Source organism: Krasilnikovia cinnamomea, assembly GCF_004217545.1.
Lineage (GTDB): Bacteria > Actinomycetota > Actinomycetes > Mycobacteriales > Micromonosporaceae > Actinoplanes > Actinoplanes cinnamomeus.
The window spans coordinates 5153900-5175523 of record NZ_SHKY01000001.1; the positions used below are offsets into that span (position 1 = coordinate 5153900).

22 protein-coding genes are annotated in these 21624 nt (G+C 74.1%); 15 read left to right on the forward strand and 7 right to left on the reverse strand.

The window, feature by feature from the left end; translation table 11 throughout:
- Positions 1-91: 91 nt before the first annotated feature.
- The 4 genes from EV385_RS23640 (at position 92) to EV385_RS23655 (ending at position 4260) form a co-directional block, all read left to right on the forward strand.
- A complete protein-coding gene (locus EV385_RS23640) occupies positions 92-1456 on the forward strand; it encodes an NYN domain-containing protein (protein ID WP_130511442.1) in 1365 nt (454 codons plus the stop codon).
- A 137-nt stretch (positions 1457-1593) separates the two neighbouring features.
- On the forward strand, positions 1594-1812 hold the full coding sequence (locus EV385_RS23645; RefSeq protein WP_130511443.1) for a hypothetical protein: 219 nt from the start codon (positions 1594-1596) through the stop codon (positions 1810-1812).
- A gap of 67 nt (positions 1813-1879) precedes the next feature.
- On the forward strand, positions 1880-3136 hold the full coding sequence (locus EV385_RS23650; protein WP_130511444.1) for a M48 family metallopeptidase: 1257 nt from the start codon (positions 1880-1882) through the stop codon (positions 3134-3136).
- On the forward strand, positions 3136-4260 hold the full coding sequence (locus EV385_RS23655; RefSeq protein WP_130511445.1) for a glycosyltransferase family 4 protein: 1125 nt from the start codon (positions 3136-3138) through the stop codon (positions 4258-4260). Before EV385_RS23650 ends, EV385_RS23655 begins: the two co-directional genes overlap by 1 nt.
- A gap of 91 nt (positions 4261-4351) precedes the next feature.
- Here the strand turns inward: EV385_RS23655 and EV385_RS34000 are convergent, their stop codons facing one another.
- The 3 genes from EV385_RS34000 to EV385_RS23665 are packed head-to-tail and all read right to left on the reverse strand — an operon-like array spanning position 4352 to position 6898.
- Entirely contained in the window at positions 4352-4510 is a 159-nt protein-coding gene (locus tag EV385_RS34000; RefSeq protein ID WP_165449569.1) for a hypothetical protein, read from the reverse strand.
- A gap of 23 nt (positions 4511-4533) precedes the next feature.
- On the reverse strand, positions 4534-5202 hold the full coding sequence (locus EV385_RS23660; protein ID WP_130511446.1) for a response regulator transcription factor: 669 nt from the start codon (positions 5200-5202) through the stop codon (positions 4534-4536).
- 7 nt (positions 5203-5209) lie between these two features.
- The gene (locus tag EV385_RS23665; protein WP_423203077.1) at positions 5210-6898 is read right to left on the reverse strand and encodes a sensor histidine kinase; all 1689 of its coding nucleotides are present in this window, start codon (positions 6896-6898) and stop codon (positions 5210-5212) included.
- 95 nt (positions 6899-6993) lie between these two features.
- Here EV385_RS23665 and EV385_RS23670 point away from each other — a divergent pair, with 95 nt between their 5' ends.
- Genes EV385_RS23670 through EV385_RS23695 form a run of 6 tightly spaced genes read left to right on the forward strand, consistent with a single transcriptional unit; the run spans position 6994 to position 12369 of the window.
- Complete coding sequence (locus tag EV385_RS23670) at positions 6994-7446, forward strand: SRPBCC family protein (protein WP_130511447.1); 453 nt, start codon at positions 6994-6996, stop codon at positions 7444-7446.
- 30 nt (positions 7447-7476) lie between these two features.
- Positions 7477-8535: a hypothetical protein gene (locus EV385_RS23675; protein ID WP_130511448.1), complete on the forward strand. Its 1059-nt coding sequence runs from the start codon at positions 7477-7479 to the stop codon at positions 8533-8535.
- Between the two features lie 22 nt (positions 8536-8557).
- Positions 8558-9508, forward strand: coding sequence for an ROK family glucokinase (locus EV385_RS23680; RefSeq protein ID WP_130511449.1), 951 nt, complete (start codon positions 8558-8560; stop codon positions 9506-9508).
- Positions 9509-9525: 17 nt separating this feature from the next.
- The gene (locus EV385_RS23685) at positions 9526-10209 is read left to right on the forward strand and encodes an endonuclease/exonuclease/phosphatase family protein (protein WP_130511450.1); all 684 of its coding nucleotides are present in this window, start codon (positions 9526-9528) and stop codon (positions 10207-10209) included.
- A gap of 25 nt (positions 10210-10234) precedes the next feature.
- The gene (locus EV385_RS23690) at positions 10235-11581 is read left to right on the forward strand and encodes a flavin-containing monooxygenase (RefSeq protein ID WP_130511451.1); all 1347 of its coding nucleotides are present in this window, start codon (positions 10235-10237) and stop codon (positions 11579-11581) included.
- Positions 11578-12369, forward strand: coding sequence for an alpha/beta hydrolase (locus EV385_RS23695; RefSeq protein ID WP_130511452.1), 792 nt, complete (start codon positions 11578-11580; stop codon positions 12367-12369). Before EV385_RS23690 ends, EV385_RS23695 begins: the two co-directional genes overlap by 4 nt.
- 642 nt (positions 12370-13011) lie before the next feature.
- Here EV385_RS23695 and EV385_RS23700 read toward each other — a convergent pair.
- A complete protein-coding gene (locus EV385_RS23700; RefSeq protein ID WP_130511453.1) occupies positions 13012-14517 on the reverse strand; it encodes an alpha,alpha-trehalose-phosphate synthase (UDP-forming) in 1506 nt (501 codons plus the stop codon).
- Positions 14518-14574: 57 nt separating this feature from the next.
- Positions 14575-15444 (reverse strand): DUF308 domain-containing protein, encoded by an 870-nt coding sequence (locus tag EV385_RS23705; protein WP_130511454.1) that lies wholly within the window; start codon positions 15442-15444, stop codon positions 14575-14577.
- Between the two features lie 141 nt (positions 15445-15585).
- On the opposite strand from EV385_RS23705, the gene EV385_RS23710 reads away from it, so the two are divergent.
- Positions 15586-16281 carry a lysophospholipid acyltransferase family protein gene (locus EV385_RS23710; protein ID WP_130511455.1) on the forward strand — a complete coding sequence of 232 codons (696 nt, stop codon included), beginning with the start codon at positions 15586-15588 and terminating at the stop codon, positions 16279-16281.
- A 4-nt stretch (positions 16282-16285) separates the two neighbouring features.
- Here the strand turns inward: EV385_RS23710 and EV385_RS23715 are convergent, their stop codons facing one another.
- Entirely contained in the window at positions 16286-16930 is a 645-nt protein-coding gene (locus EV385_RS23715) for a Crp/Fnr family transcriptional regulator (RefSeq protein ID WP_423203126.1), read from the reverse strand.
- Between the two features lie 288 nt (positions 16931-17218).
- Between EV385_RS23715 and EV385_RS23720 the strand changes: the two genes are divergently transcribed.
- The 4 genes from EV385_RS23720 (at position 17219) to proC (ending at position 20894) form a co-directional block, all read left to right on the forward strand.
- The gene (locus EV385_RS23720; RefSeq protein WP_130511457.1) at positions 17219-18118 is read left to right on the forward strand and encodes a phosphotransferase enzyme family protein; all 900 of its coding nucleotides are present in this window, start codon (positions 17219-17221) and stop codon (positions 18116-18118) included.
- 173 nt (positions 18119-18291) lie between these two features.
- Positions 18292-18780 (forward strand): polyadenylate-specific 3'-exoribonuclease AS, encoded by a 489-nt coding sequence (locus EV385_RS23725; RefSeq protein WP_130511458.1) that lies wholly within the window; start codon positions 18292-18294, stop codon positions 18778-18780.
- 221 nt (positions 18781-19001) lie between these two features.
- Complete coding sequence (locus EV385_RS23730; protein WP_130511459.1) at positions 19002-20030, forward strand: 6-phosphofructokinase; 1029 nt, start codon at positions 19002-19004, stop codon at positions 20028-20030.
- 57 nt (positions 20031-20087) lie between these two features.
- On the forward strand, positions 20088-20894 hold the full coding sequence (gene proC / locus EV385_RS23735) for a pyrroline-5-carboxylate reductase (protein ID WP_130511460.1): 807 nt from the start codon (positions 20088-20090) through the stop codon (positions 20892-20894).
- Here proC and EV385_RS23740 read toward each other — a convergent pair.
- Positions 20891-21568, reverse strand: a complete 678-nt coding sequence (locus tag EV385_RS23740) for a DUF429 domain-containing protein (protein WP_130511461.1) — start codon at positions 21566-21568, stop codon at positions 20891-20893. The two genes, proC and EV385_RS23740, sit on opposite strands and share 4 nt — an antisense overlap.
- Positions 21569-21624 lie beyond the last annotated feature (56 nt).

The following is a 21624-nucleotide window of genomic DNA, read 5'->3' on the forward strand; positions in this document are numbered from 1 at the left end:
GGGCCGGGGTACGACAATCCGCCGGGGCCGCGGCGAAAGTGATCGCCTCCGCCCAGGGCGGTCGGGTCGGGCGCGGTGGGAGACTGGTGGCATGTCCGCGGTCCCATCCTTCGACGACCGCCTCCCCGAGGAGGCGGTCGTCGACGTGTCCGGGGCCGAGCCGGCGCTGCCCGAGCCCGTCCGCGCACGGGTCACCGCGCTGGTCGCCGCGACGCTGCCCGGGCTGAGCGCGGACGAGGTGCCGGTGGCGCTGCGGCGGGTCGTCCGGTTCGCGCCGAACCGCCGGGCCAAACTCGGCGGCGCGGCGATCGCCGCCCAGCTCACCGCGGACCCGCTGTTCCGGCAGCGGGTCGGCGCCCGGATCGTCGGCGAGGCGGGCGATCTCGGCGTCGCGATCACCGACGGGGTCGCCCCCGCCGCCGCCGACCCTGTGGAGGTGGCGGCGCTCGCGTACCTGGCCCGCCCGGAGGGCTGGCGCGGGCTGGTCGAGGCCGCCGGTGACGCGGTGCGCGCCGAGGCGGACAGCGCCGCCGTGGCGGGCCTGGTCCGCGACGCCGAGCAGCGGGCCACCCGCGCCGAGCACGACCGCGCGGTCGCCAAGGTGGAGGCGGACAAGCTGCGCGACGAACTGGCCCGGGTCCGCGAGGAGCTGGGCCAGGTGCGCGAGGAGGCCCGCACCGCCGGGCGCGCCCTGCGCGAGGCGCAGGCCGCGCAGAAGCGGGCCAGCGACCTGCTGGCCACGGAGAAGGGCCGCGCGGCCCGGGCCACGGCGGATCACGAGGCCGAGGTACGCCGGTTGCGCGCGAAACTCGCCGAGGCGGAGGCGGCCGCCGCCAGCGGACGGCAGAGCGCCCGGGACGCCCGCGCCGCCGACGAGGCCCGCCTGTGGCTGCTGATCGAGACGATCGGGCAGGCCGCCTCCGGGCTGCGCCGGGAGCTGGCGCTGGGGCCCTCCGACCGGCTGCCCGCGGACTTCGTGGCCGACACCGCCGCCGACCGCCCCGGCCAGCAGGAGCGGTCCCGGCCGCGGGCCCAGGACACCGACGACCCGGCGCGGCTCGACCAGCTGCTGGCGCTGCCCCGGGCACATCTCATCGTGGACGGCTACAACGTCACCAAGCGCGGCTTCGCGGAGATGTCCCTGGAGCACCAGCGCAAGCGGCTGATCACCGGGCTCGGCGGGATCGCGGCGCAGACCGGCGACGAGGTGACGGTCGTGTTCGACGGCGCGGAGCGGGTGCACGGGCTGCCGCCGGCGCCGCGCGGCGTACGGGTGCTGTTCTCGCGCAAGGGCGACACCGCGGACGAGCTGATCCGCCAGCTCGTGCGGGCCGAGCCGGCGGGCCGGCCGATCGTGGTGGTCTCCTCCGACCGGGAGGTGGCCGACGGGGTCCGCCGCCACGGCGCCTATCCCATGGGCGCGGATTCGCTGCTGCGCCGCCTCGCGCGTTCCTGAGCCGTCCCGGGCACGGCATTCTTGTCGTACCCCTCGCATAGCGTGATGGTCACCGATGGTGGTCGGTCCGCGACAACTTCCCCCGTCGACCTGCCGGGTCGGCATCGCGGCCGGTCGCCAGTGCGGAGGGAGTAGAGATGATCATCGATTGCGGGCAGTGCGCCGAGCGGACCGAGGCATGCCACGGCTGCCTGGTCAGCACGCTGTACGACACTCCCGACGGCATCGCCGACTTGACCCCCGGCGAGCTGCGTGCCGTCGAGACCTTCGAGCTGGCGGGGTTCGAGGTCGAGCTGCTGGAGACCCCGCCGCCACCGGTCGTGGTGCCGCTGCGCCGCGCCCGCCACGTCGCATGATCACACGTTGCGTGATCATCGGCGGTGGTTCTCTACGATGGGCGGCCATGAGCCCGCGAGCTGACGGATGACCCCCCGCCTCTGGGCGGCCTGCGCCCTCGCCGTCCTCGTCGTCGCCGTGGTGGTGGCGGCGGCCGTGACCGTCCCGTGGCACCGCCCGCCCGCCCCGCGCGCCGACCAGGTGGACGCGCTGCGGGACTTCCCGGCCGAACAGGTGGCCCGCTCCCGCGCCTTCCACGCCGAGCTGCGCCCCGCCACGTACGGCGCGCTCGTGCTCGGGCTGGTCGCCGCGCTGGTGCTGGGCCTGACCCCGCTGGGTGCCCGGCTGGTCGACCTGGTGGGGCGGCCCTTCGGCGGGCACTGGGCCGCGCAGGCCGTGCTCGGCGGGCTCGCCGTGGTGTTCCTGCTCGAGGTGCTCACCCTGCCGTTCGCCGCGTGGCGCCACACCATCGCGGTCCGGTACGGCATCTCCACCCAGTCCTGGGGCCCGTGGACGCTCGACCTGCTCAAGGGGTATGCGGTCGGCGCGGTGCTCGGCGGGGTCGTCCTGTTCGGCTTCTTCGCGGTGGTGCGCCTGGCACCGCGCTGGTGGTGGGCGTTCGGGGCGGCCGGGGCCGCCGCGCTCGTGGTGCTGCTGTCCTTCGTGCTGCCGGTGGTCGTCGAGCCGATCTTCAACCGGTTCACCCCGATGGCCGACGGGCCGTTGCGCACCGAGCTGCTGGCACTGGCCGCCCGCGACGGGGTGCCGGTGCGCGACGTGCTCGTGGCGGACGCCTCGCGGCGCACCCGCGCGGTCAACGCGTACGTGTCGGGGTTCGGGCCGACCCGGCGCATCGTCGTGTACGACACGATGCTGACCGAGGCCACCCCCGCCGAGGTGGTCTCCGTGACCGCGCACGAGCTGGGCCACGCCAAGGACCAGGACGTGCTCACCGGCACCCTGCTCGGCGCGCTCGGCGCGGCGACGGCCGTGGTGGCCCTGTTCCTGCTCGGCGGCTGGAGCCCGCTGCTGCGGTGGGCCGGGGTGGGCGGCATCGGCGAGCCCCGGGCGATCGCCCTGCTCCTCGCGGTGAGCACGGTCGCCGGGCTGGTGGCGGGCCCCGGACAGGCGTTCCTCACCCGCCGGATCGAGGCGCGGGCCGACGCGCACGCGCTCGCGCTGACCGACGACCCGGCCACCTTCGAGTCCATGCAGCGCCGCCTCGGCACGGTCAACCTCGCCGACCCCGACCCGCCGACCTGGGAGTACGTCATGTCCGCCTCGCACCCGTCCACCGTGGAGCGGATGGCCGCGGCCCGCGCGTACGCCCGGGGTGAGCGCTGATGGGCCGCACGCTGCTGATCACCAACGACTTCCCGCCCCGGCCCGGCGGCATCCAGCAGTTCGTGCACAACCTGGCCGTACGCCAGCCCGCCGGTTCCGTGGTGGTCTACGCCTCCACCTGGCGGGGGGCGGCGAAGTTCGACGCCGAGCAGCCGTTCGAGGTGGTCCGCGAGGACACCGGGGTGCTGCTGCCGACCCCGGCGGTGGCCCGGCGCGCGGCCGAACTGGCCCGCGCCCACGACTGCGACTCGGTCTGGTTCGGCGCGGCCGCCCCGCTCGGGCTGCTGGCCGACGGGCTGCGCCGCCGGGCCGGGGTGACCCGGGCCGTCGGGCTGACCCACGGCCACGAGATCGGCTGGGCGGCGTTGCCGGGCGCCCGCCAGTTGCTGCGCCGCATCGCCGACGGCGCGGACGTGCTGACCTACCTGGGCGAGTATCAGCGGGTCAGGCTCGCCCGTGCGCTGGGCGAGCGCACCGAGCTGCACCGGCTCGCGCCGGGGGTCGACGTGGACGCGTTCCACCCCGATGTGGACGGTGCCGCCGTGCGCGCCCGGTACGGCCTCACGGACCGGCCGGTGATCGTGTGCGTGTCCCGGCTGGTGCCGCGCAAGGGTCAGGACACGCTCATCCGCGCGCTGCCCGAGGTCCGCCGCCGGGTGCCCGGGGCGGCGCTGCTGCTGGGCAGCGGCGGCCCGTACCGCAAGACGTTGGCGCGGCTGGCCCGCGAGCACGGCGTCGAGTCCGATGTGGTCTTCACCGGCTCGGTGCCCTGGGCGGAGCTGCCCGCCCTGTTCGCGGCCGGCGACGTGTACGCGATGCCGTGCCGCACCCGGGCGGCCGGGCTCGACGTGGAGGGGCTCGGCATCGTCTACCTGGAGGCGTCCGCCACCGGCCTGCCGGTCGTCGGCGGCGACTCGGGCGGCGCCCCCGACGCGGTCCGCGACGGCGAGACCGGGTACGTGGTCGGCGGGCGGGATCTCGCCGCGCTCACCGAGCGGCTGGTGGAGCTGCTGTCCGACCCGGCCAAGGCGCGGGCGATGGGCGCGGCGGGCCGGGCGTGGGTCGAACGGGAGTGGCGCTGGGAGCAGCAGGCGGACCGGATGGCGGCCCTGCTCCGCACGTGACCTGCGCAATCCGGCCGTGCGCCAGCCATGCCGTACGCCTGCGACAGCGGTCCGGCCCGCGCGCTGCCCACCGGCACCGCCACGAACGACGTCAGGCGCGCGGGCGCGGGGGAGAGAACGCGCCCGCGCCGGACGAGGCCGCGACCAGCGCGCACGGCACCGGCAGGCGGTACTGGCCGGAGGCGAACATGACCGCCAGTGCGCCGGTCGTGCCGGACCGGACCGGACCGGACAGGTCCGCCCGGCGCATGCCGGGCGGACCTGGACAGTGGATCAGAACTTCGGCGCGTCCGGCGCTTCGAGCAGCCCGAGCCGCAGCGCGGTCATCAGGGCCTGCGCGCGGTTGGCCGCACCCAGCTTCTCGTACAGCTTGGAGATGTGCGTCTTCGCCGTGGACTCGCTGACGAACAACTGCTTGGCGATGCCCGCCACGCTCATGCCGTCGGCCAGCAGGCGCAGCACCTGACCCTCGCGCGGCGACAGTTGCGGTCCGGACGGGGCGAGCCGCCGCTTCATCGCCTCGGCCAGATCGGCGGCCGTGAACGCGCTGGGCGCGCTCGCGGCGTGCCGGGCGGCCGCGACCACCTCGTCGGCCGGTGCCGTCTTCGGGACGAACGCGCTGGCACCCGCCTCCAGGGCGCCGAAGAGCTGGTCGTCACCCGCGTACATGGTCAGCACGACGATGCCCATGTTGGCGTTGTTCTTGCGCAGCGCCCGGGTGGCCTCCAGGCCACTGCCGTCCGGTAGGCGCAGGTCCATGATGACGACGTCGGGCTGCAGGGCACCGGCCTGCCGGACCGCCTCCGCGGCCGTGGCCGCCTCACCGACGACCTCGAACTGCCGGTCCCGCTCGAATGCGTGCCGCAGCCCCTTACGGATCAGATCATGATCGTCGACAAGCAGCACCTTGGTGCGGGTCGTCGGCAGCGGACTGGTCGACATGCTCGGGTTACTCTCCTTCTGGTGCAGAAACGCTATCCCGCACGCTATCGCGCCGAGTCGAAGTTCCAAGCTTTACCGCAACGGTTGTCCCGCTGGGGTGTCGCGGTCTGATCTCCAGACGGCCCCGGATACGTTCCGCTCTCTCGGCCATGATCGCAAGGCCGTACCTCCCGTCGGGGCGGTCGTCCGCGAAACCCTTGCCGTCGTCTGAGACCTCGATCTCCGCGTACGGCGGGTCCACCGTGCAGGTGACCCACAGATTAGACGCACCGGCGTGCTTGCGCGCGTTGGTGATCGCCTCCTGGGCGATGCGCAGCAGTTCCGCCTCGGTGGCGGCGGGCAGCCGGGCCGTCGACTCGTCGAACGTGAAGTGCACCCGCAGCCCCGCCGAGGTGCCCAGAGTGCGGGCGTACTCGGCGATCGCCGCGGCCAGGCCGCCGTTGCGGTCCACCTCCGAGCGCAGCTCGAACAGGCTCAGCCGCAACTCCGTGATCACCCGGGTCACCTCGCCACGCAGGATCCGCAGTTCCTCGGCCGTCTCCTCGGCTCCCTCGGGGAGGGTGGCCTGCGCGTTGTCGATCCCGTAGCCGACCATGACCAGTTCCTGGGCCACTCCGTCGTGGATCTCCCGGGCGAGTCGCTGGCGTTCCTCGTTGGTCGCCAGCGACCGGACGTCGTCGAACAGCAGCGCCGCCTCCAGCCGCAACGCCGCCGGGCCGGTCACCTCCAGCACCCCCGACACCACGGCCGGCGGGTAGGCCTGCGGCACGTCGGACTCCAGGATCACCAACCCGATCGTGCGTACGCCCGCGACCAGCGGCACGACTAGCGAGGACACCTCCGCGCCGGCATGCGTACGGGCCTGCGACCGGCTGGCCACCTGCGGCTGCTGGGAGGCCCAGGCGTCCGCGATGGCGGAGTCCGCGTCGAGGGTGACCTCCCAGTCGACGCGTTCGGCGCCGGTCTGGGCGAGCACCACCAGGCGGCCACCCCCGCTGGCCGACAGCACGGCCGCGCGGTTGCCCGGCGCCGCCGCCCGCAACTCCTCCAGCAGGTGCTCCGAGATGCCGCCCGGGTCGAGGGTGGCGCCGGGCAGGGACCGGGCCACGCTGCGCAGCTGGGTGAGCAGGCGGGTGGCCTCCGCGTACGGTTGCGGCTGCTGCTCGGCGGGCTGCATGAGCTGGCGCATGGTGTCGGCCGCGAACGTGACGATCGCGCCCAGCACCAGCCACTGCCCGCAGGCGGCCAGATATCCCGGTTGGGTGATCGGCGGGACGTCCCCGCCCATCAGCCCGCCCGCGACCATCGCCACCGCGGCCACGCCCAGCAGCGCCGCGCCCTCGGTGGGCCGGCGCCGCAGCGCCGCGGTGAGCAGCGGCACCGCCAGGTACGGCAGCACCGCCTCGGCGCCGAAGCCCGCGTCGACCGTGCCGGTCAGGTCCGCGGCGGCGGCCACCGACCCGGCCGCCAGGCCGGTGATGGTGACCTCCGCGAACCGGCCCAGCGGCGCCGCGATCCGGTGGTCCGGGGTGAGCAGCGCCGGCAGCGCGGCGACGGCCAGCAGGGCGATCCAGCGCAGCTCCGCGAGATCCTGGGTGGCGATCAGGGTCAGGGCACCGACCAGGGCGAGCATGACGATACGGGCGGCCACCGCGAGCGGTTGGACCCGCGCGGGGGTGCTAGCTGAGGTTGGCACGTGACGGATGGTAGCCCTGCTGCGGCCGCGCCCCGCGATGTGCGCCGCCGGGCCCGGTGGCCGGGATCCGGGCCGGGACGCGGTAGCCTCCGAGCATGGCGGACACCTCGACGCAGTCCATCCAGGTCCATGCGCCCCTCGACCGGGTGGCCGCGGTGATCTGTGACTTCCCGGCGTACCCGCAGTGGGCGGACGCGATGAAGGAAGTCGAGGTCATCGAGGAGTACGAGGACGGCTACGCCAGCCAGGTCCGCTACGTCATCGACGCGGGCGTGATGAACGACGAGTACACGCTGCAGTACGAGTACGCCGAGGACCTGTCGCGCGTCGAGTGGCACCTGGTCGCCCCGTCGAAGACGCAGAAGTCCCAGCGCGGCTCCTACGACCTGGCCGACAACGGCGACGGCACCACCACGGTCACGTACACCCTCGAGGTGGAACTCGCGATCGGCATGCTCGGCATGTTCCGCCGAAAGGCCGAGAAGATGATCATGGATACGGCGCTGAAGCAGCTCAAACGCCGCGTCGAGAGCCTCGCCGGGGCCTGAGCGGCCGGCAGGGCAGGCAGGAGCACGAAGATGCCAGGCACCACCGGGTCGGCGCGGCAGGAGGCCGAGCGACTCGTCGCCACGGTGCTCGCCATGGCCGGGCAGCACGGATTCCCCGGCGCCGGCGACGGCCGGGACGACACCCATTCGGGTACGGCCGCCCGGGTCGCCGACGGTCTCGGCCTGCTCGGCGACACGGTCGCGGGCCTGCTGGGCCAGTTCACCGGTGCGCACCCGGCCCCCGACACCACCAAGGCCCACCCCGGCCACAGCCCACGATCCGACGCACCGCGGCCGGGTCCCCCGCAGCCGGACACCAGCCGCACGGTCGACGATCAACCGGACCCTGGCCCGCGGCCAGACGACCAGACCCGTCCCACCCAGCAGCGCGGTGGCGGGACCGGTCCGGCCCGCCAGTCGGGCGAGAGCGGTTTCGCCCAGCGGTCGGCTGGCCAGGCCGGTGCCGACCACCACGCCGGGGGCTGGGCGACCGGGAGTGCCGAGTGCTGCGTGTGCCCGATCTGCCGGGTGATCACCAATCTGCGCGACCCCAGCCCCGACATGGCCGAGCGGCTCGCCACCGGGGCGGGCGACTTCGCCACGGGCCTGGCGAGCCTGCTGCGCGCGTTCTCGGCCATGGCCGCGCAGCGCCCTGCGGCCCCGCACCCGGGTGGCTCAGAAACCCCCGGGCCGGTCCCGCGCCCCGCGCCCGACCCCGACACCACCTGGTCCGCCGCCACCCGCGCCGAGGCGGAGCGGCCCCCGGCAGCCGGGCGGCCCGACGGGACCCGCCCGCCCACGCCCGGTGTCCGTCGGGGGGCGGGCCGGGGGACGCTGCGCACCGGGTCCGCAGCGCCCCGCCCCGCCGGTCCCCGTCCCCGCCCGTACGAAGATCCGTGGGCCGCCGCCACCGCCGACGCCGAAGGTGGCGTTCCCGACATGGCGCCGTCGCCCACCGTCGATCATGATGTTCCCGGCCGTGCGGCCCAGCCCGAACGGGCGGGGGCCGGGACCACGCCGGTCGCAGCGGCGACCGAGGACCGCGCCGCGGGCACGGGCGACGACGCCCCAGCCGGCGCCGCGGGGTGAACCAACAGAGGGGACGGGCAGCGTGACGCTGACCATCGGAGTCGACGTCGGCGGAACCAAGGTTGCCGGTGGGGTGGTCGACGAGCAGGGCAACGTGCTGGCGCAGGTGCGCCGGGACACGCCCGCCGACGACCAGGCCGGTACCCGGGACACGATCGTGGCCGTGGCCGCCGAGCTGGCCGCGGCGTACCCGTCCGCCATGGCCATCGGGATCGGCGCCGCCGCGTGGATCGACGCGACCGGGTCGACGGTGCTCTTCGCGCCGAACCTGGCGTGGCACGACGAGCCCCTGCGCGACTACGTGGCCAAGGCCGTCGGCCTGCCCACCGTGCTGGAGAACGACGCGAACGTCGCGGCGTGGGCCGAGTTCCGCTTCGGCGCCGCCCGCCAGGCCGAGGACTCGATGGTCATGATCACCGTCGGGACGGGTATCGGCGGCGGGGTGGTGCTCAACGGCGCGCTGTGGCGCGGTGCGAACGGCATCGCCGGGGAGCTGGGCCACATCCAGTCGGTGCCCGACGGCCACCCCTGCGGCTGCGGCCGGCTGGGCTGCATCGAGCAGTACGCCAGCGGCAACGCCCTGGTCCGCTTCGCGCGGGCGGGTGCGATGCGTGACCCGGAGCGCGGCGCCGGCCTGCTCGTGTTGTCCGAGGGCGACCCGCACCGGATCAGCGGCCGCATGGTCACCGAGGCCGCCCAGGAAGGCGACGAGGTGGCCCGCGACGCGTTCGCGCAGGTCGGCTACTGGCTCGGGGTGGCGCTGGCCGACCTGGCGCAGGTCTTCGACCCGCAGGTGCTGGTGGTCGGCGGCGGCGTGGTCGAGGCCGGGGAGCTCCTGCTGGCCCCCACCGAACGGGCGTACCGGGATCAGCTGGCCCAGCGGCGCCGCTTCCCGGTGGCCGAGATCAGGCCGGCGGAGGCGGGCAACGCGGCCGGGGTGGTGGGCGCCGCCGACCTCGCCCGGCGGATCTAGGTAACAGGAGCGGGCGGGTGGCCGGGGTTCCGTTGCGGGTACTGAGCTACAACGTCCACGGCCTGCGTGACGACCGGGCCGCCCTGGTCGGCCTGGTCCGTGACCTCGCCCCCGACCTGATGATCGTGCAGGAGGCGCCGCGCCGGTTCCGCTGGCGGCACAAGTGCGCCGCCCTCGCGGACGACTTCGGCCTGGTCGTCGCGGCGGGCGGGCTGCCGTCGCTGGGCAACCTGCTGCTGGTCAACCTCCGGGTCAAGGTGCATGAGACGTGGTGCCTGCGCTACCCGCTGACCCCGGGGCGGCACCTGCGCGGCGCGGCGTTCGCGCGCTGCTCGGTCAAGGGCGCGCGGTTCACCGTGACCGGCTCGCACCTGGCCACCGACCCGGCGGAACGGCCCAGCCAGGCCGAGCGGTGGAAGACCGCGGTCGCGGCGCTGGACGGCCCGCTGGTGGTGGGCGCCGACCTGAACGAGGGGCCGGGCGGCGGTGCCTGGCGTACGGTCGCCGACGGCCTCACCGACACCGTGGACGGCGGCGGCGCCCCGACCTTCCCCGCGACCCTGCCGCGGCAGCGCATCGACGGGCTGTTCGTCTCGCCCGACGTCGTCGTCGCCGCCCACGAGGTGGTGGACACCGACCGGGCCCGGCGGGCCAGCGACCACCTGCCCGTCCTCGCGGATCTGTTGCTGCCTTCCTCGTAGCCCCGCATTCTGCAAGGATCCTCGCGTGCACGACACCGGAGAGGTCGCGGACCGCCGCGCGGCGGTGTGTGTGATCGGCGCGGGCGCCAGCGGCCTGGCGGCGATCAAGAACCTGCGCGAGCACGGCTTCGCCGTCGACTGCTACGAACGCGAGACGTCCGTCGGCGGCGCCTGGAACTGGCGCCACCACCGCAGCCCCGTGTACGCGGGCACCCGGCTGGTCACCTCCCGGGCGCGTACCGAGTTCCCCGACTTCCCGATGCCGGACACCTGGCCGGACTACCCCGACCACACCCGCCTGCTGTCCTACCTGGAGCGCTACTGCGAGCACTTCGGCCTGGCCGAGCACATCTGGTTCGGCACCGAGGTGGTCTCGGTGGTGCCGGCCGGCGACGGCAGCTGGGACGTGACCACGCAGAGCCCCGGCGGCGGCGCCTCCCACACCCAGCGGTACGCCGCGGTGGTCGTCGCCAACGGCCACAACTGGGCGCCGTACCTGCCCGAGTTCCCCGGCGCGGACTCCTACCGGGGCCGGTTGATCCACGCGGCGATGTGCAAGGACCCGGCCCAGCTGCGCGGGCGCCGGGTGCTGATCGTGGGGGGAGGCAACACCGGCTGCGACCTCGCGGTCGCGGGCGCCCAGCACGCCGCCGAGGTGTGGCACTCCACCCGGCGCGGCCACTGGTACGGCCCCCGGTACCTCGCCGGGCGCCCCGTCGATCAGGTGCAGGCGCGGCTGCTGCGCCGCCGGGTGCCGTCGCCGCTGCGCCGGTGGCTCTACCGCCGGGCGCTGCGCCTGGTCGTGGGTGACCTGACCCGCCACGGCGTCGCACCGCCGCCGCACCGCCCCGACCTGGGACATCCGGTCCGCAACGGCCAGCTGGCCGAGTACCTGCACGACGGCCGGATCGTCGCCGTGCCGGACATCGCCCGCTTCGACGCGGTCGGCGTCACGCTGGCCGACGGGCGGCACATCGAGCCGGACCTGGTGGTGGCGGCGACCGGCTACCGGCCACAGTTCGAGTTCCTCGCCCCGGAACTGCTCGACACCGACGCCGAGGGGCGACCCGACCTGCACCTGCACGCGTTCGCCCGGCAACACCCCACCCTCGCGGTGGTGGGTCTGCTGGAGCCGGACGCGGGGCTGTTGCCGCTGGCGCACTGGCAGAGCGTCGCCGTCGCCCGCTGGCTGCGCCTGTACGCCACCGACCGGGCCCGCGCCGCGCAGGTGCAGCGCCGCGAGTCGACCCGCGCGCCGCGCGGCTGGTCGGGCCGCCGGGCCGGGCCGGCGCCACGCGACTGGTTCGCGGTGGAATCCACACGCTACCTGCGGGCCCTGGAGGACCTTCTGACCCGCCTGGAGCCGGCGTGAGATCCGACCTGCTGCGGTTCGCCGACTGGAGTTCCCCGGTGCGCCCGGTCGCCCGGGAGCTGAGCAGCGCCCTGCCCGACGGCGACGAGGGCCGGCCGCCACTGTTGTTCGTGCCGGGGCTCGGGCACGGCCCGTGGGCGTTCACCGAGCACTGGCTGGGCCACGCCGCCCGGCGCGGCTTCCCCGCCCACGCGGTGGGCCTGCGGGAGCGCGGCGACCTGCGGGCGTACGCCCACGACGTGGTGCAGACGGCCGCGAGCCTGCCCCGCCAGGCCGTCCTCATCGGGCACGGCGCCGGGGCGCTGGTGGTGTCCCGCGCCCTGGCCCGCTACCCGGCCCGCGCCGGGGTGCTCGTCGCGCCGGTGCTGGACGGCTGGGCGGGGCTGGGTGCCGCGCTGCGCGCCAACCCGCTGGGCACGCTGCCCGCGATCGTCGGTGGTGCGCTGCGGCTGAGCCGGCGCCAGTTGTTCAGCCCGGAACTGCCGGTCGAGCAGGCGGACGCGTACCGGGGGCGGCTGGTGCCGGCGGGGGCCCGCGCCCAGTGGCAGCTGCTGGCGCACCGGGCCGCGCCCCGGCCGGTCGGCTCCCCGCCCGTACTCGTGGTGGGCAGTCCGGACGACCGGGTGGTGCCGCGGGCCGCGCTGGACCGCACGGCCGCCCGCTTCGGCGCGGCGCCGCTGCTGTTCCCCGGCATGGGCCACGACCTCATGCTGGACGCGGGCTGGGCGGAGCCGATCGACGCCATCCTGGACTGGCTCGGCAAGGAACTGCCCCCCACCACCCCATAACCCCACACCCCGCGATCCGTGCCACCCCGCGATCCGTGCCACCCCGCGATCCGTGCCACCCCGCGATCCGTGCCACCCCGCGATCCGTGCCACCCCGCGATCCGTGCCACCCCGCGATCCGTGCCACCCCGCGACTCGGGGCACCCGCGATTCGGGGCACCCGCGTCGGGCCAGCCGCGACTCGGGCCAGCCGCGACTCGGGCCAGCCGCGATTCGGGCCACCCCCACGACCCAAACCACCAGCCCTGACGACGCATCGGCGACCCCGGGATCCTTCCGGCCCGGCCAGCCCAGATACCTGCCGTCGCGGGCTGGCCTACCAAAGTTGATGAGTTCGGGTTAGCGGCGCACCTGAAGTCTTCAAGATCTGTGGTCGGCATCCTGGGCAGGTGCGCGCTTTGTGCGGGGATTGTTGTCGGCGTGGGGTGGGGCGCCGAAGTTGGTGAGTTGGGGTGAGTGGCGTACCTGAAGTCTTCAAGATCTGTGGGTGGTGCCCTGGGAGCCGCGCGTTCCGTGTCGGGGGCGTTGTTGGCGCGGGGTGGGCCGCCGAAGTTGGTGAGTTGGGGTGAGCGGCGCACCGGAAGTCTGCAAGGTCTGTGGGGGTGCCTTGCCGAGTCGGTTGTCTGTCAGGGAGTGGGGTGGTCAGGCCGGGGGGCGGCGGCGGGCCACGGATCGGGAGCGGGGGATGATGGCCCGCGCCTTCGCCGCCGCGCCGCGCGCCTTCGGCCCCCCGGCCAGGGGCAGTTGGTTCGCCAGCCGCCCGCTGTCGTCCAGCGCGGTCAGGTACGCCCGGGCCCACGCGATGATGTCGTGCCCGCGCAGGTGCTCGCGCATGGCGCCCATCCGGGCACGCAGGTCGGCGGGTTCGGCCCGCATCGCCCGCAGCAGGGTGTCCTTGAGCCCGTCCACGTCGTGCGGATTCACCAGGAACGCGTCCTGCAGTTCGTCGGCGGCCCCCGCGAACTCGCTGAGCACGAGGGCGCCCGCCCCGTCCTCGCGGGCCGCCACGAACTCCTTGGCGACCAGGTTCATGCCGTCGCGCAGCGGGGTCACCACCATGACGTCGGCGGTCCGGTACAGCGCCGCCAGCTCGGCGCGGTCGAACGGCTGGTTGAGGTAGTGGATGGCGGCCTCGCCGACCCGGCCGTACTCGCCGTTGATGCGTCCCACCTCGCCCTCGATCCGGTCGCGCAGGGCCCGGTAGCTGTCCACCCGTTCCCGGCTGGGCACCGCCACCTGGACCACGACGGTGTCGCGTACCTTGATCCGGCCGTCGCGCAACAGCTCGCTGTATGCGGTCAGCCGGTGCTCGATGCCCTTGGTGTAGTCGAGCCGGTCCACACTGAGCAGTACCCGCCGGGGTTCGCCGAGGTCGCGGCGCAACTGGCGGGCCCGGGTGACCACCGACGGGCGGCGGGCCAGCGACTGCATCTCGGCGACGTCGATGGAGACGGGGAACGCCCCGGTGCGCACCTGCCGGCCGTCGGCCAGCGTGATCTGGTCGTCGGTGGACTGGGCGGCCAGCAGTTTCGCGGCGAGCTGGGCGACGTTGTGCGCCGCCTGGGGCCGCTGGAACCCGACGAGGTCGGCGCCGAGCATGCCGCGCAGCAGCTCGATCCGGCGGGGCAGTTGCATGAACAGCTCGGGCGGCGGGAACGGCACGTGCAGGAAGAAGCCGATGAGCAGGTCGGGGCGCAGCGCCCGCAGGTACCGCGGTACCAGGCTCAGGTGGTAGTCCTGCACCCACACCGCTGCGCCGGCTTCGGCGACCTCGGCCGTGGCCTGCGCGAACCGGACGTTGACCGCCTGGTACGTCTCCCACCAGTCGCGGTCGAACACCGGGGGCTCGACCGCGTCGTGGTACAGCGGCCACAGGGTCGAGTTGGCGAATCCCTCGTAGTAGCCGCGCAGTTCCGTCTCGCTCAGCGCCACCGGCCGGATGCGCAGGCTGCCGATGTCCGGCAGCGCGGGGGCGGGCCCGAGGCCTCCGGCCCAGCCGACCCAGGTGGCCGGGGTCTGCTCGAGGATGGTGTGCAGGGCGCTGGTGAGGCCGCCGGGGCTGCGCCGCCACTCGCACGCGCCGTCGGGCGCGGCGTTGTCATCGAGGGGCAGGCGGTTGGCGACGACGACGAGAGAGCTCTGACGCACCACGAAAGGTTACGTCACAACTACGTACAGATTCAGTAGTGAACGTCGATGAATTGTTCAGACGACCGCGCCGTCGTCGAAGTCGTCCTCATCGTCCTCACCGGAACGCAGCCGCCAGACCAGGGTCACCGCGCCCGCGATGACCGCGGTGAAGCCCGCGAGGGTGACCAGGTTGCGGTCGATCGGCAGCAGGCTGGGGCGCAGGAACAGCAGGAAGCCGATCACCACACCGAGCACCCCGGCGACGGTGTACTTCGAGACGTGCGGCAGCGGAGGCGGCGGCGGAGGGGTGTACCGCTCGTCGTCGTCGCCACTGTCCGGCACGTCGGTGCCGAACGTGTCGAGGCCGTCGAGCAGGGACGGCTCCGGCGGCGGCTTGGGGTCGGTGCGCCGGCGGTTGAGCGAGACCCCGGAGAAGTCCGTGGCGGAGGGCAGCGTGCCCGACGGTGGCCGGGGCCGGTCGGGCTGGGCCGTGGGGTCGGCGGGCGGCTCCGGCGGGCGCGTGGGGTCCAGGTCCTCCGCGGCGGGCCACGGGGCGGCGGTCGGGTCGACCGCGGTGTGGTAACCGGAAATGATCTTCGCCCACTCGGCGTCGACCTCGTGCTGGCTGCCACCCGCCCCGGCCTCGGAGCGCGGGGCCGGCGCCGTGGTCGCGGCGTCGCTGGCGAGCCGGTGCAGGTGACCGCGCGCCACGTCGAGATGCAGGCGGTCGACGTACAGCCGGTCGGTGGGGCGGGCGGGCAGGGTGGTGGTACGCAGGATGGGGTTGAGGTCGGCGGACGGCTGCAGGTACGCCGCGATGCCGCCGGCCGCCAGCACGTCGAGCAGATGCTCGCCGATGCGCGGATCGACGTCGCCCGCGACCGCGTAGTCGGCCGCGTCGAGCCCGTTGTCCCGCCGCCCGCGACGGGCGCCGCCCGCAGTCACCCAACACCTCCTCGCCCCAGCCGTGTCTTGAATGGTGACACGACAGGCACCGGTTGCGGGAGTGCGTTGTGGCGTGCCGCTCCCGCTTCGTACGCTTCCTGTGCCCCCGCGATCACCGCGTGCGCGCAGGAAAGGACATCAGTGTTCTACTGGCTGCTCAAGTTCGTGGTCTTGGGGCCTCTGCTCAAGCTCATTTTCCGCCCCGACGTCACCGGCCTGCACCACGTACCGGCTTCCGGGCCGGTGATTCTGGCCTGCAACCACCTGTCGTTCTCCGACTCGATCTTCACACCGCTCGTGCTGCGCCGAAAGGTGACCTTCGTCGCGAAGGCCGAGTACTTCACCGGTAAGGGGATCAAGGGCTGGCTCATGCGCCAGTTCTTCGTCGGCACGGGGACGATCCCGGTGGACCGTTCCGGCGGCAAGGCGGCCCAGGCGGCCCTGGACACCCAGTTGCGGGTGCTGCGGGGCGGCAACATCGCCGGCATCTACCCCGAGGGCACCCGCTCACCGGACGGGCGGCTGTACCGGGGCAAGACCGGCGTCGCCCGCCTGGCCCTGGAGAGCGGTGCCCCGGTGGTCCCGGTGGCCTTGATCAACACCGATGAGATCCAGCCGACCGGCACCCTGATCCCCAAGATCCGGCAGGTCCGGATCCGCTTCGGCGCCCCCCTCGACTTCTCCCGGTACGCGCAGGCGCGCGGCGACCGCTTCGTCGAGCGCGCCATCACCGACGAGATCATGTACGAGCTGATGACGCTCTCCGGCCGCGAGTACGTCGACGTCTACGCCGCCAGCCTCAAGAACGCCGCGGTGCCGGCCCCCACGGGCGGCTGACCGCTCAGGCGGTGGTCATCCCGGCCCGGCGGCGCAGCGCGGAGACGTCCGTGACCACGATGCGCCGCCCCTCGGTGCGCAGCCAGCCCCGGCTGGCGAACGACCCGATGGCCTGGTTGACGCTCTGCCGGGAGCCGCCCGCCATCTCGGCCAGCTGGCTCTGGTTCAGCTCGATGGTGATCATCGGAGCCTGGCTCTCCCCGGCGAGCCGGACCAGGGTCTTGGCCACCCGGCCGGGCAGGTCCAGGAAGACGTGGTCCGCGTTCTGCTCGGTGAGCCGGCGGATCAGGGCCCCGACGGAGCGCATGACCGCGTCCAGGATGCGCGGGTTGGAGTGCACCAGCTCCATGAACGCGGCCCGGGACAGCGCGAGCGCCTGGCAGTCCTCGATCGCCTCGGCGGAGGCGGATCGGGTGGACGCGTCGAGCAGCGAGACCTCGCCGAGCACGTCCGGCGGGCGGGCCACGGTGAGCACGGCGCGCTCGCCGGTGGGCGCGGTGCGGAACACCGCCACGGACCCCCGCTTCAAAATGATCAGCGATTCGCCGGGGTCACCCTCGACGAAGAGGATCTGCCCCTTACGGTACGTGCGCGGCACGGCTGCTGCGAGGACGCGTTGCCGGACGTCGGGCTCCAGGCCGGCAAACATGTCCACGCCCGTGAGCGCGTCGCCGGTGTCCTGCGGGCGATGCTCCACGCTCAATCCCTCCCCGGTCGGGACCACGGTCGCGCCGGGCGGAGCGCCGGGCCCCACGACGCGAACGATCACTCTTAGCATGAAGAGCGCCGCAGGCGCCATTTGATACGTCTCCGTCACAACAGGCGCACACCCGATCATGTCTCGTCGCTCGCTGTCTGTACACCCCCCGAGCGCATTGCGTGACCGTCGCCCCGGCTGTCCGTCGGCCGTCCCGGCTGCGGCGGGACAATCGCCGCCGTGCCGGACCACGATCTGCTCCGCGCCGCGCTGCGCGAGAACTGGCATCTCGTGCCAACCGCGATCACCAACCGTCGCGGCGGGATCCTCTCGCGGTCCTGGGACGTGACGGTCGGCCATGCGCGCTACGTCGCCCGCCTCGTACGGCCGGCCGAACGCCCGGCGCTCGAGGCCGGGCTGGCCGCCGCCGGGCGCCTGCGCGCCTGCGGCATCGCGGCGGGCGAATCGGTACGTACCCTCGGCGGCGCCCTCACCGTCGCCATCTCGGTCGGCGCGCTCGCGGTGCTGCGCCGCGTGCCGGGCCGCGCCCTGGCCGGGGCGGACCCGGTCGACCAGCAGTGGTGGGGCGACCGGCTGGGCGCCGTGCACCGCGCCCTGCAGGGGTACGTCCACCCGGGCCTGGGCCGGTGGAACCTGCTCGACGCCGACGCCGCCCACCTGTCCGGCGAGCCGTGGCTGCGGCTGGCGGTCACCGAGGCGGTGACCGCCGCGACCCGCCTGACCGTGACCGACCGGCTCACGTACGGGGTGCTGCACCGCGACCCCGCGCCGGAGGAGTTCGTGGTCGATCCGGACACCGGCCGGGCCGGGGTGCTGGACGGCGGCGCGTCGGGCACCGGCCCGCTCGTCTACGACGTGGCCGCCGCGGTCGCGTACGCGGGTGGCACCGACGCGGCGGCCGAACTGGTCGACGGCTACCTGGCGGCCGCCCCGGTGCACTCCGACGAGCTGGACGCGACCCTGCCGGTGCTGCTGCGCTTCCGCTGGGCGGCGCAGGCCGACTGGTCGGCGCGCCGCCTGGCGGAGTGCGCGCAGGCGCCCGCGGCGGCGGAGTGCCGCGCCGGGGCGGGGGAGGCGCTGGACCGGGCCCGCGCCGCCCTGCGCACCCTGAGCGGCTAGGCCGCGACCGACGGCGCCCCCTGGCGGGTGGGCGCGGACCGACGGCGCCCCCTGGCGGGTGGGCGCGGATCGGCGGCGCCCCCTGGCGGGTGGGCGCGGATCGGCGGCGCACCCGGGGCGCTTGACGGCCCTGCGTGCCGCGGGGTGGCGCGCGTGGGCGAGGATGGACCGCGATGGTCTACCGCTATTTCTACGACTGTGAGTTCATCGAGGACGGCCGCGTGGTCGACCTCGTGTCGATCGGCGTCGTCGACGAGTTCGGCCGCGAGTTCTACGCGGTGTCCACGGAGTTCGACGACTCCCGGGCGGTGCCCTGGGTGCGCCGCAACGTCCTCGACAAGCTGCCCTCGCCCGCCGACCCCGCGTGGCGCTCCCGCGAGCGCATCCGCGACGACCTGCACGCGTTCCTGACCGAGCCGATCCAGGGCCGGGACGAGCAGCTGGAGCTGTGGGCCTGGTTCGCGGCGTACGACCACGTGGCGCTGGCCCAGTTGTGGGGGGCGATGCCCGCCCTGCCGCGGGAGATTCCCCGCTTCACCAAGGACCTGCGCCAGCGCTGGGACGAGGTGGGCCGCCCGACGCTGCCGGGCGCCACCGGCCGGCACGACGCGCTCGTCGACGCGCGGCACAACCTGGCCCGCTGGCGGGCCATGGGCGGCTGATCAGCCGGGTACGCCCCGGGTGGGCGGTTTCGCGCCATCTCCATCGCGCGGCGTAGCCGAACTGTCAGACTGTAGCGGGGCGCTTTGGCCGGGTGAGCCCCCGGCGACTACAGTGCGTTTCTGCGGCCCGCCCCGGGCCGGCAACGCTGCCGACGGCTCCCTGGGGCTCGCTTGGGCTATCTACATCTCGCGACCGACCCAATTTGGGAGGACGAGTCATCATGCGCATCGGCGTGCTCACCGGCGGCGGCGACTGCCCCGGTCTCAACGCGGTAATCCGGGCAGTGGTCCGAAAGGGCGTCGCCGTTTACGGCCACGAGTTCGTGGGCTTCCGGGACGGCTGGAGGGGCCCGCTGGAGGGCGTCACGAAGCCGCTCGGCATCGCCGAGGTACGCGGCATCCTGCCGCGCGGCGGCACCATCCTGGGCTCGTCCCGGACCAACCCGTTCAAGATCGAGAACGGTGTGGAGCGGATCAAGGCCAACCTGGCCGAGCAGGGCGTCGACGCGCTCGTCGCGATCGGCGGCGAGGACACCCTCGGCGTGGCCACCAAGCTCACCGACCTCGGCGTCAACGTGGTCGGCGTACCCAAGACGATCGACAACGACCTCAACGCCACGGACTACACGTTCGGCTTCGACACCGCGGTGAACATCGCGATGGAGGCCATCGACCGGCTGCACACCACCGCCGAGTCGCACCACCGCACGCTGGTCGTCGAGGTCATGGGCCGCCACGCGGGCTGGATCGCCCTGCACGCGGGCCTGGCCGGTGGCGCCAACGTCATCCTGCTGCCGGAGCGCGAGTTCGACGTGGAGCAGGTCGCCACGTACGTGACCAAGCGTTTCCAGGTCGAGTACGCCCCCATCGTGGTGGTGGCCGAGGGCGCGCAGCCCCTCGAGGGCCAGATGATCCTGCACAACCAGGAGCTGGACGCGTTCGGGCACGTCCGCCTCGGCGGCATCGGCCAGTGGCTGGCCCAGCAGCTGGAGGAGAAGACCGGCAAGGAGGCCCGCACCGTCGTGCTCGGCCACATCCAGCGCGGTGGCACCCCGACCGCGTTCGACCGGGTGCTGGCGACCCGCTTCGGCCTGCAGGCCATCGACGCGGTGCACGAGGGCGACTTCGGCAAGATGATGGCGCTGCGTGGCACGGACATCGTGCGGGTGCCGCTGGCCGAGGGCACCGGCGAGCTCAAGACCGTACCGATCGAGCGGTACGACGAGGCCGAAGTCTTCTTCGGTAGCTGAGCAGTCGTTCGAGGAGGGCGGGCCGCGGGCCCGCCCTCCGAGCGTTACGGAGGACGCATGCACACCATCGCCGTGATCGGCGCGGGCAAGATCGGCGAGCTGGTGCTGTCCGGCCTGCTGCGCTCCGGCTGGCCGGTCGAGAAGCTCCTGGTCACCGCGCGCCGCCCGGAGCGCGCCAAGGAGTTGACCGAACGGTACGGGATCCGGGTGGTGGACAACCTCGCCGCCGTCAGCGAGGCCGACGTGCTGGCCGTCGCGGTCAAGCCGCAGGACGCGGGCGCGCTGCTGGACGAGATCGGCACGAAGATCCCCACGGACAAGCTGATCGTGTCGCTGTGCGCGGGGCTGCCCACGTCGTTCTTCACGCTGCGGCTGCCCGAGGGCACCCCGGTGGTGCGGGTCATGACGAACACCCCGGCGCTGGTCGACGAGGCGATGACCGCGATCTCGGCCGGGCCGCACGCGACCGGTGCGCATCTGGCCATCGTGGAGGAGATGTTCACCCCGCTGGGCGCGACCATCCGGGTGCCGGAGTCGCAGCAGGACGCGGTGACCGCGCTGTCGGGCTCCGGGCCCGCGTACTTCTATCTGCTGGTCGAGGCGATGATCGACGCGGGCATCCTGCTCGGACTGCCGCGCCAGGTGGCGCACGAGCTGATCGTGCAGACCGCGATCGGGTCGGCCGTCATGCTGCGCGACTCCGGCGAGCACCCGGTGAAGCTGCGCGAGCAGGTCACCTCGCCCGCGGGCACGACCATCTCGGCGATCCGCGAGCTGGAGAACCATGGGGTACGCGCCGCCCTGCTGTCCGCCCTGGAAGCGGCCCGCGACCGGGCCCGGGAGATAGCGTCCCAGAGCGGCTAGTACCAGATGGCGATCTTGGCGCCGTCGGTCTCCTCGGGTGGGTCGGGGTGGCTGTGGGCGGCGCCGGTGGCCATGCGGTGGGCGGTCCAGGCCACGGCGGCCGCGTCGAGGATGTCGTCGGGCGGGGCCTGCCCGGCCGGGCCGAGGTTGTCCGGCAGCACGATGCCCTGCTTGGCCAGCAGCTCGCGGCGCTGGGCCTGACCGGTCCAGGTCTTCTTGGCGTACTGCAGCGGGGCGTCGGCCATGGTCCGGAAGGACACCTCGGGGTGCGCCTCGAACAGCAGCCCGGGGTGGCGCTCCCAGATGGCGTTGGCCTCCAGCAGCTTGGGGCGCAGCGCCCACGACTGGCGGCTGATGCCGGTGCCGGTGAGCTGCTTGCAGACCCGGTTGGCGGCGGCGAAGTCGGGCTCCTGCCACACCGGGCGCGGCGGCACCCGGAAGACGCTGCTGCGCCGGGGCCCGAGCTGGTCGGCGGCCACGGCGTCGGCGGCCCGCCAGCGGTCCGGCAGCATGCCCAGCGGTACGTCGACGCCGATCACCGCGGCGCCGGAGCTGCCCGCCACGATCTCGTACAGCGTCGAGGCCAGCATGGCGCGGCCGAACGCGCCGTCGCGCAGTTCGACGCCGACCCAGCCGAGGGCGTACGCGTCGACGCCGATCACGTGGATGGTCATCGGTAGCGGTCCACATCGGCCGCTGTGGCGATGGCTCCGGTGACGACGTCGAAGTT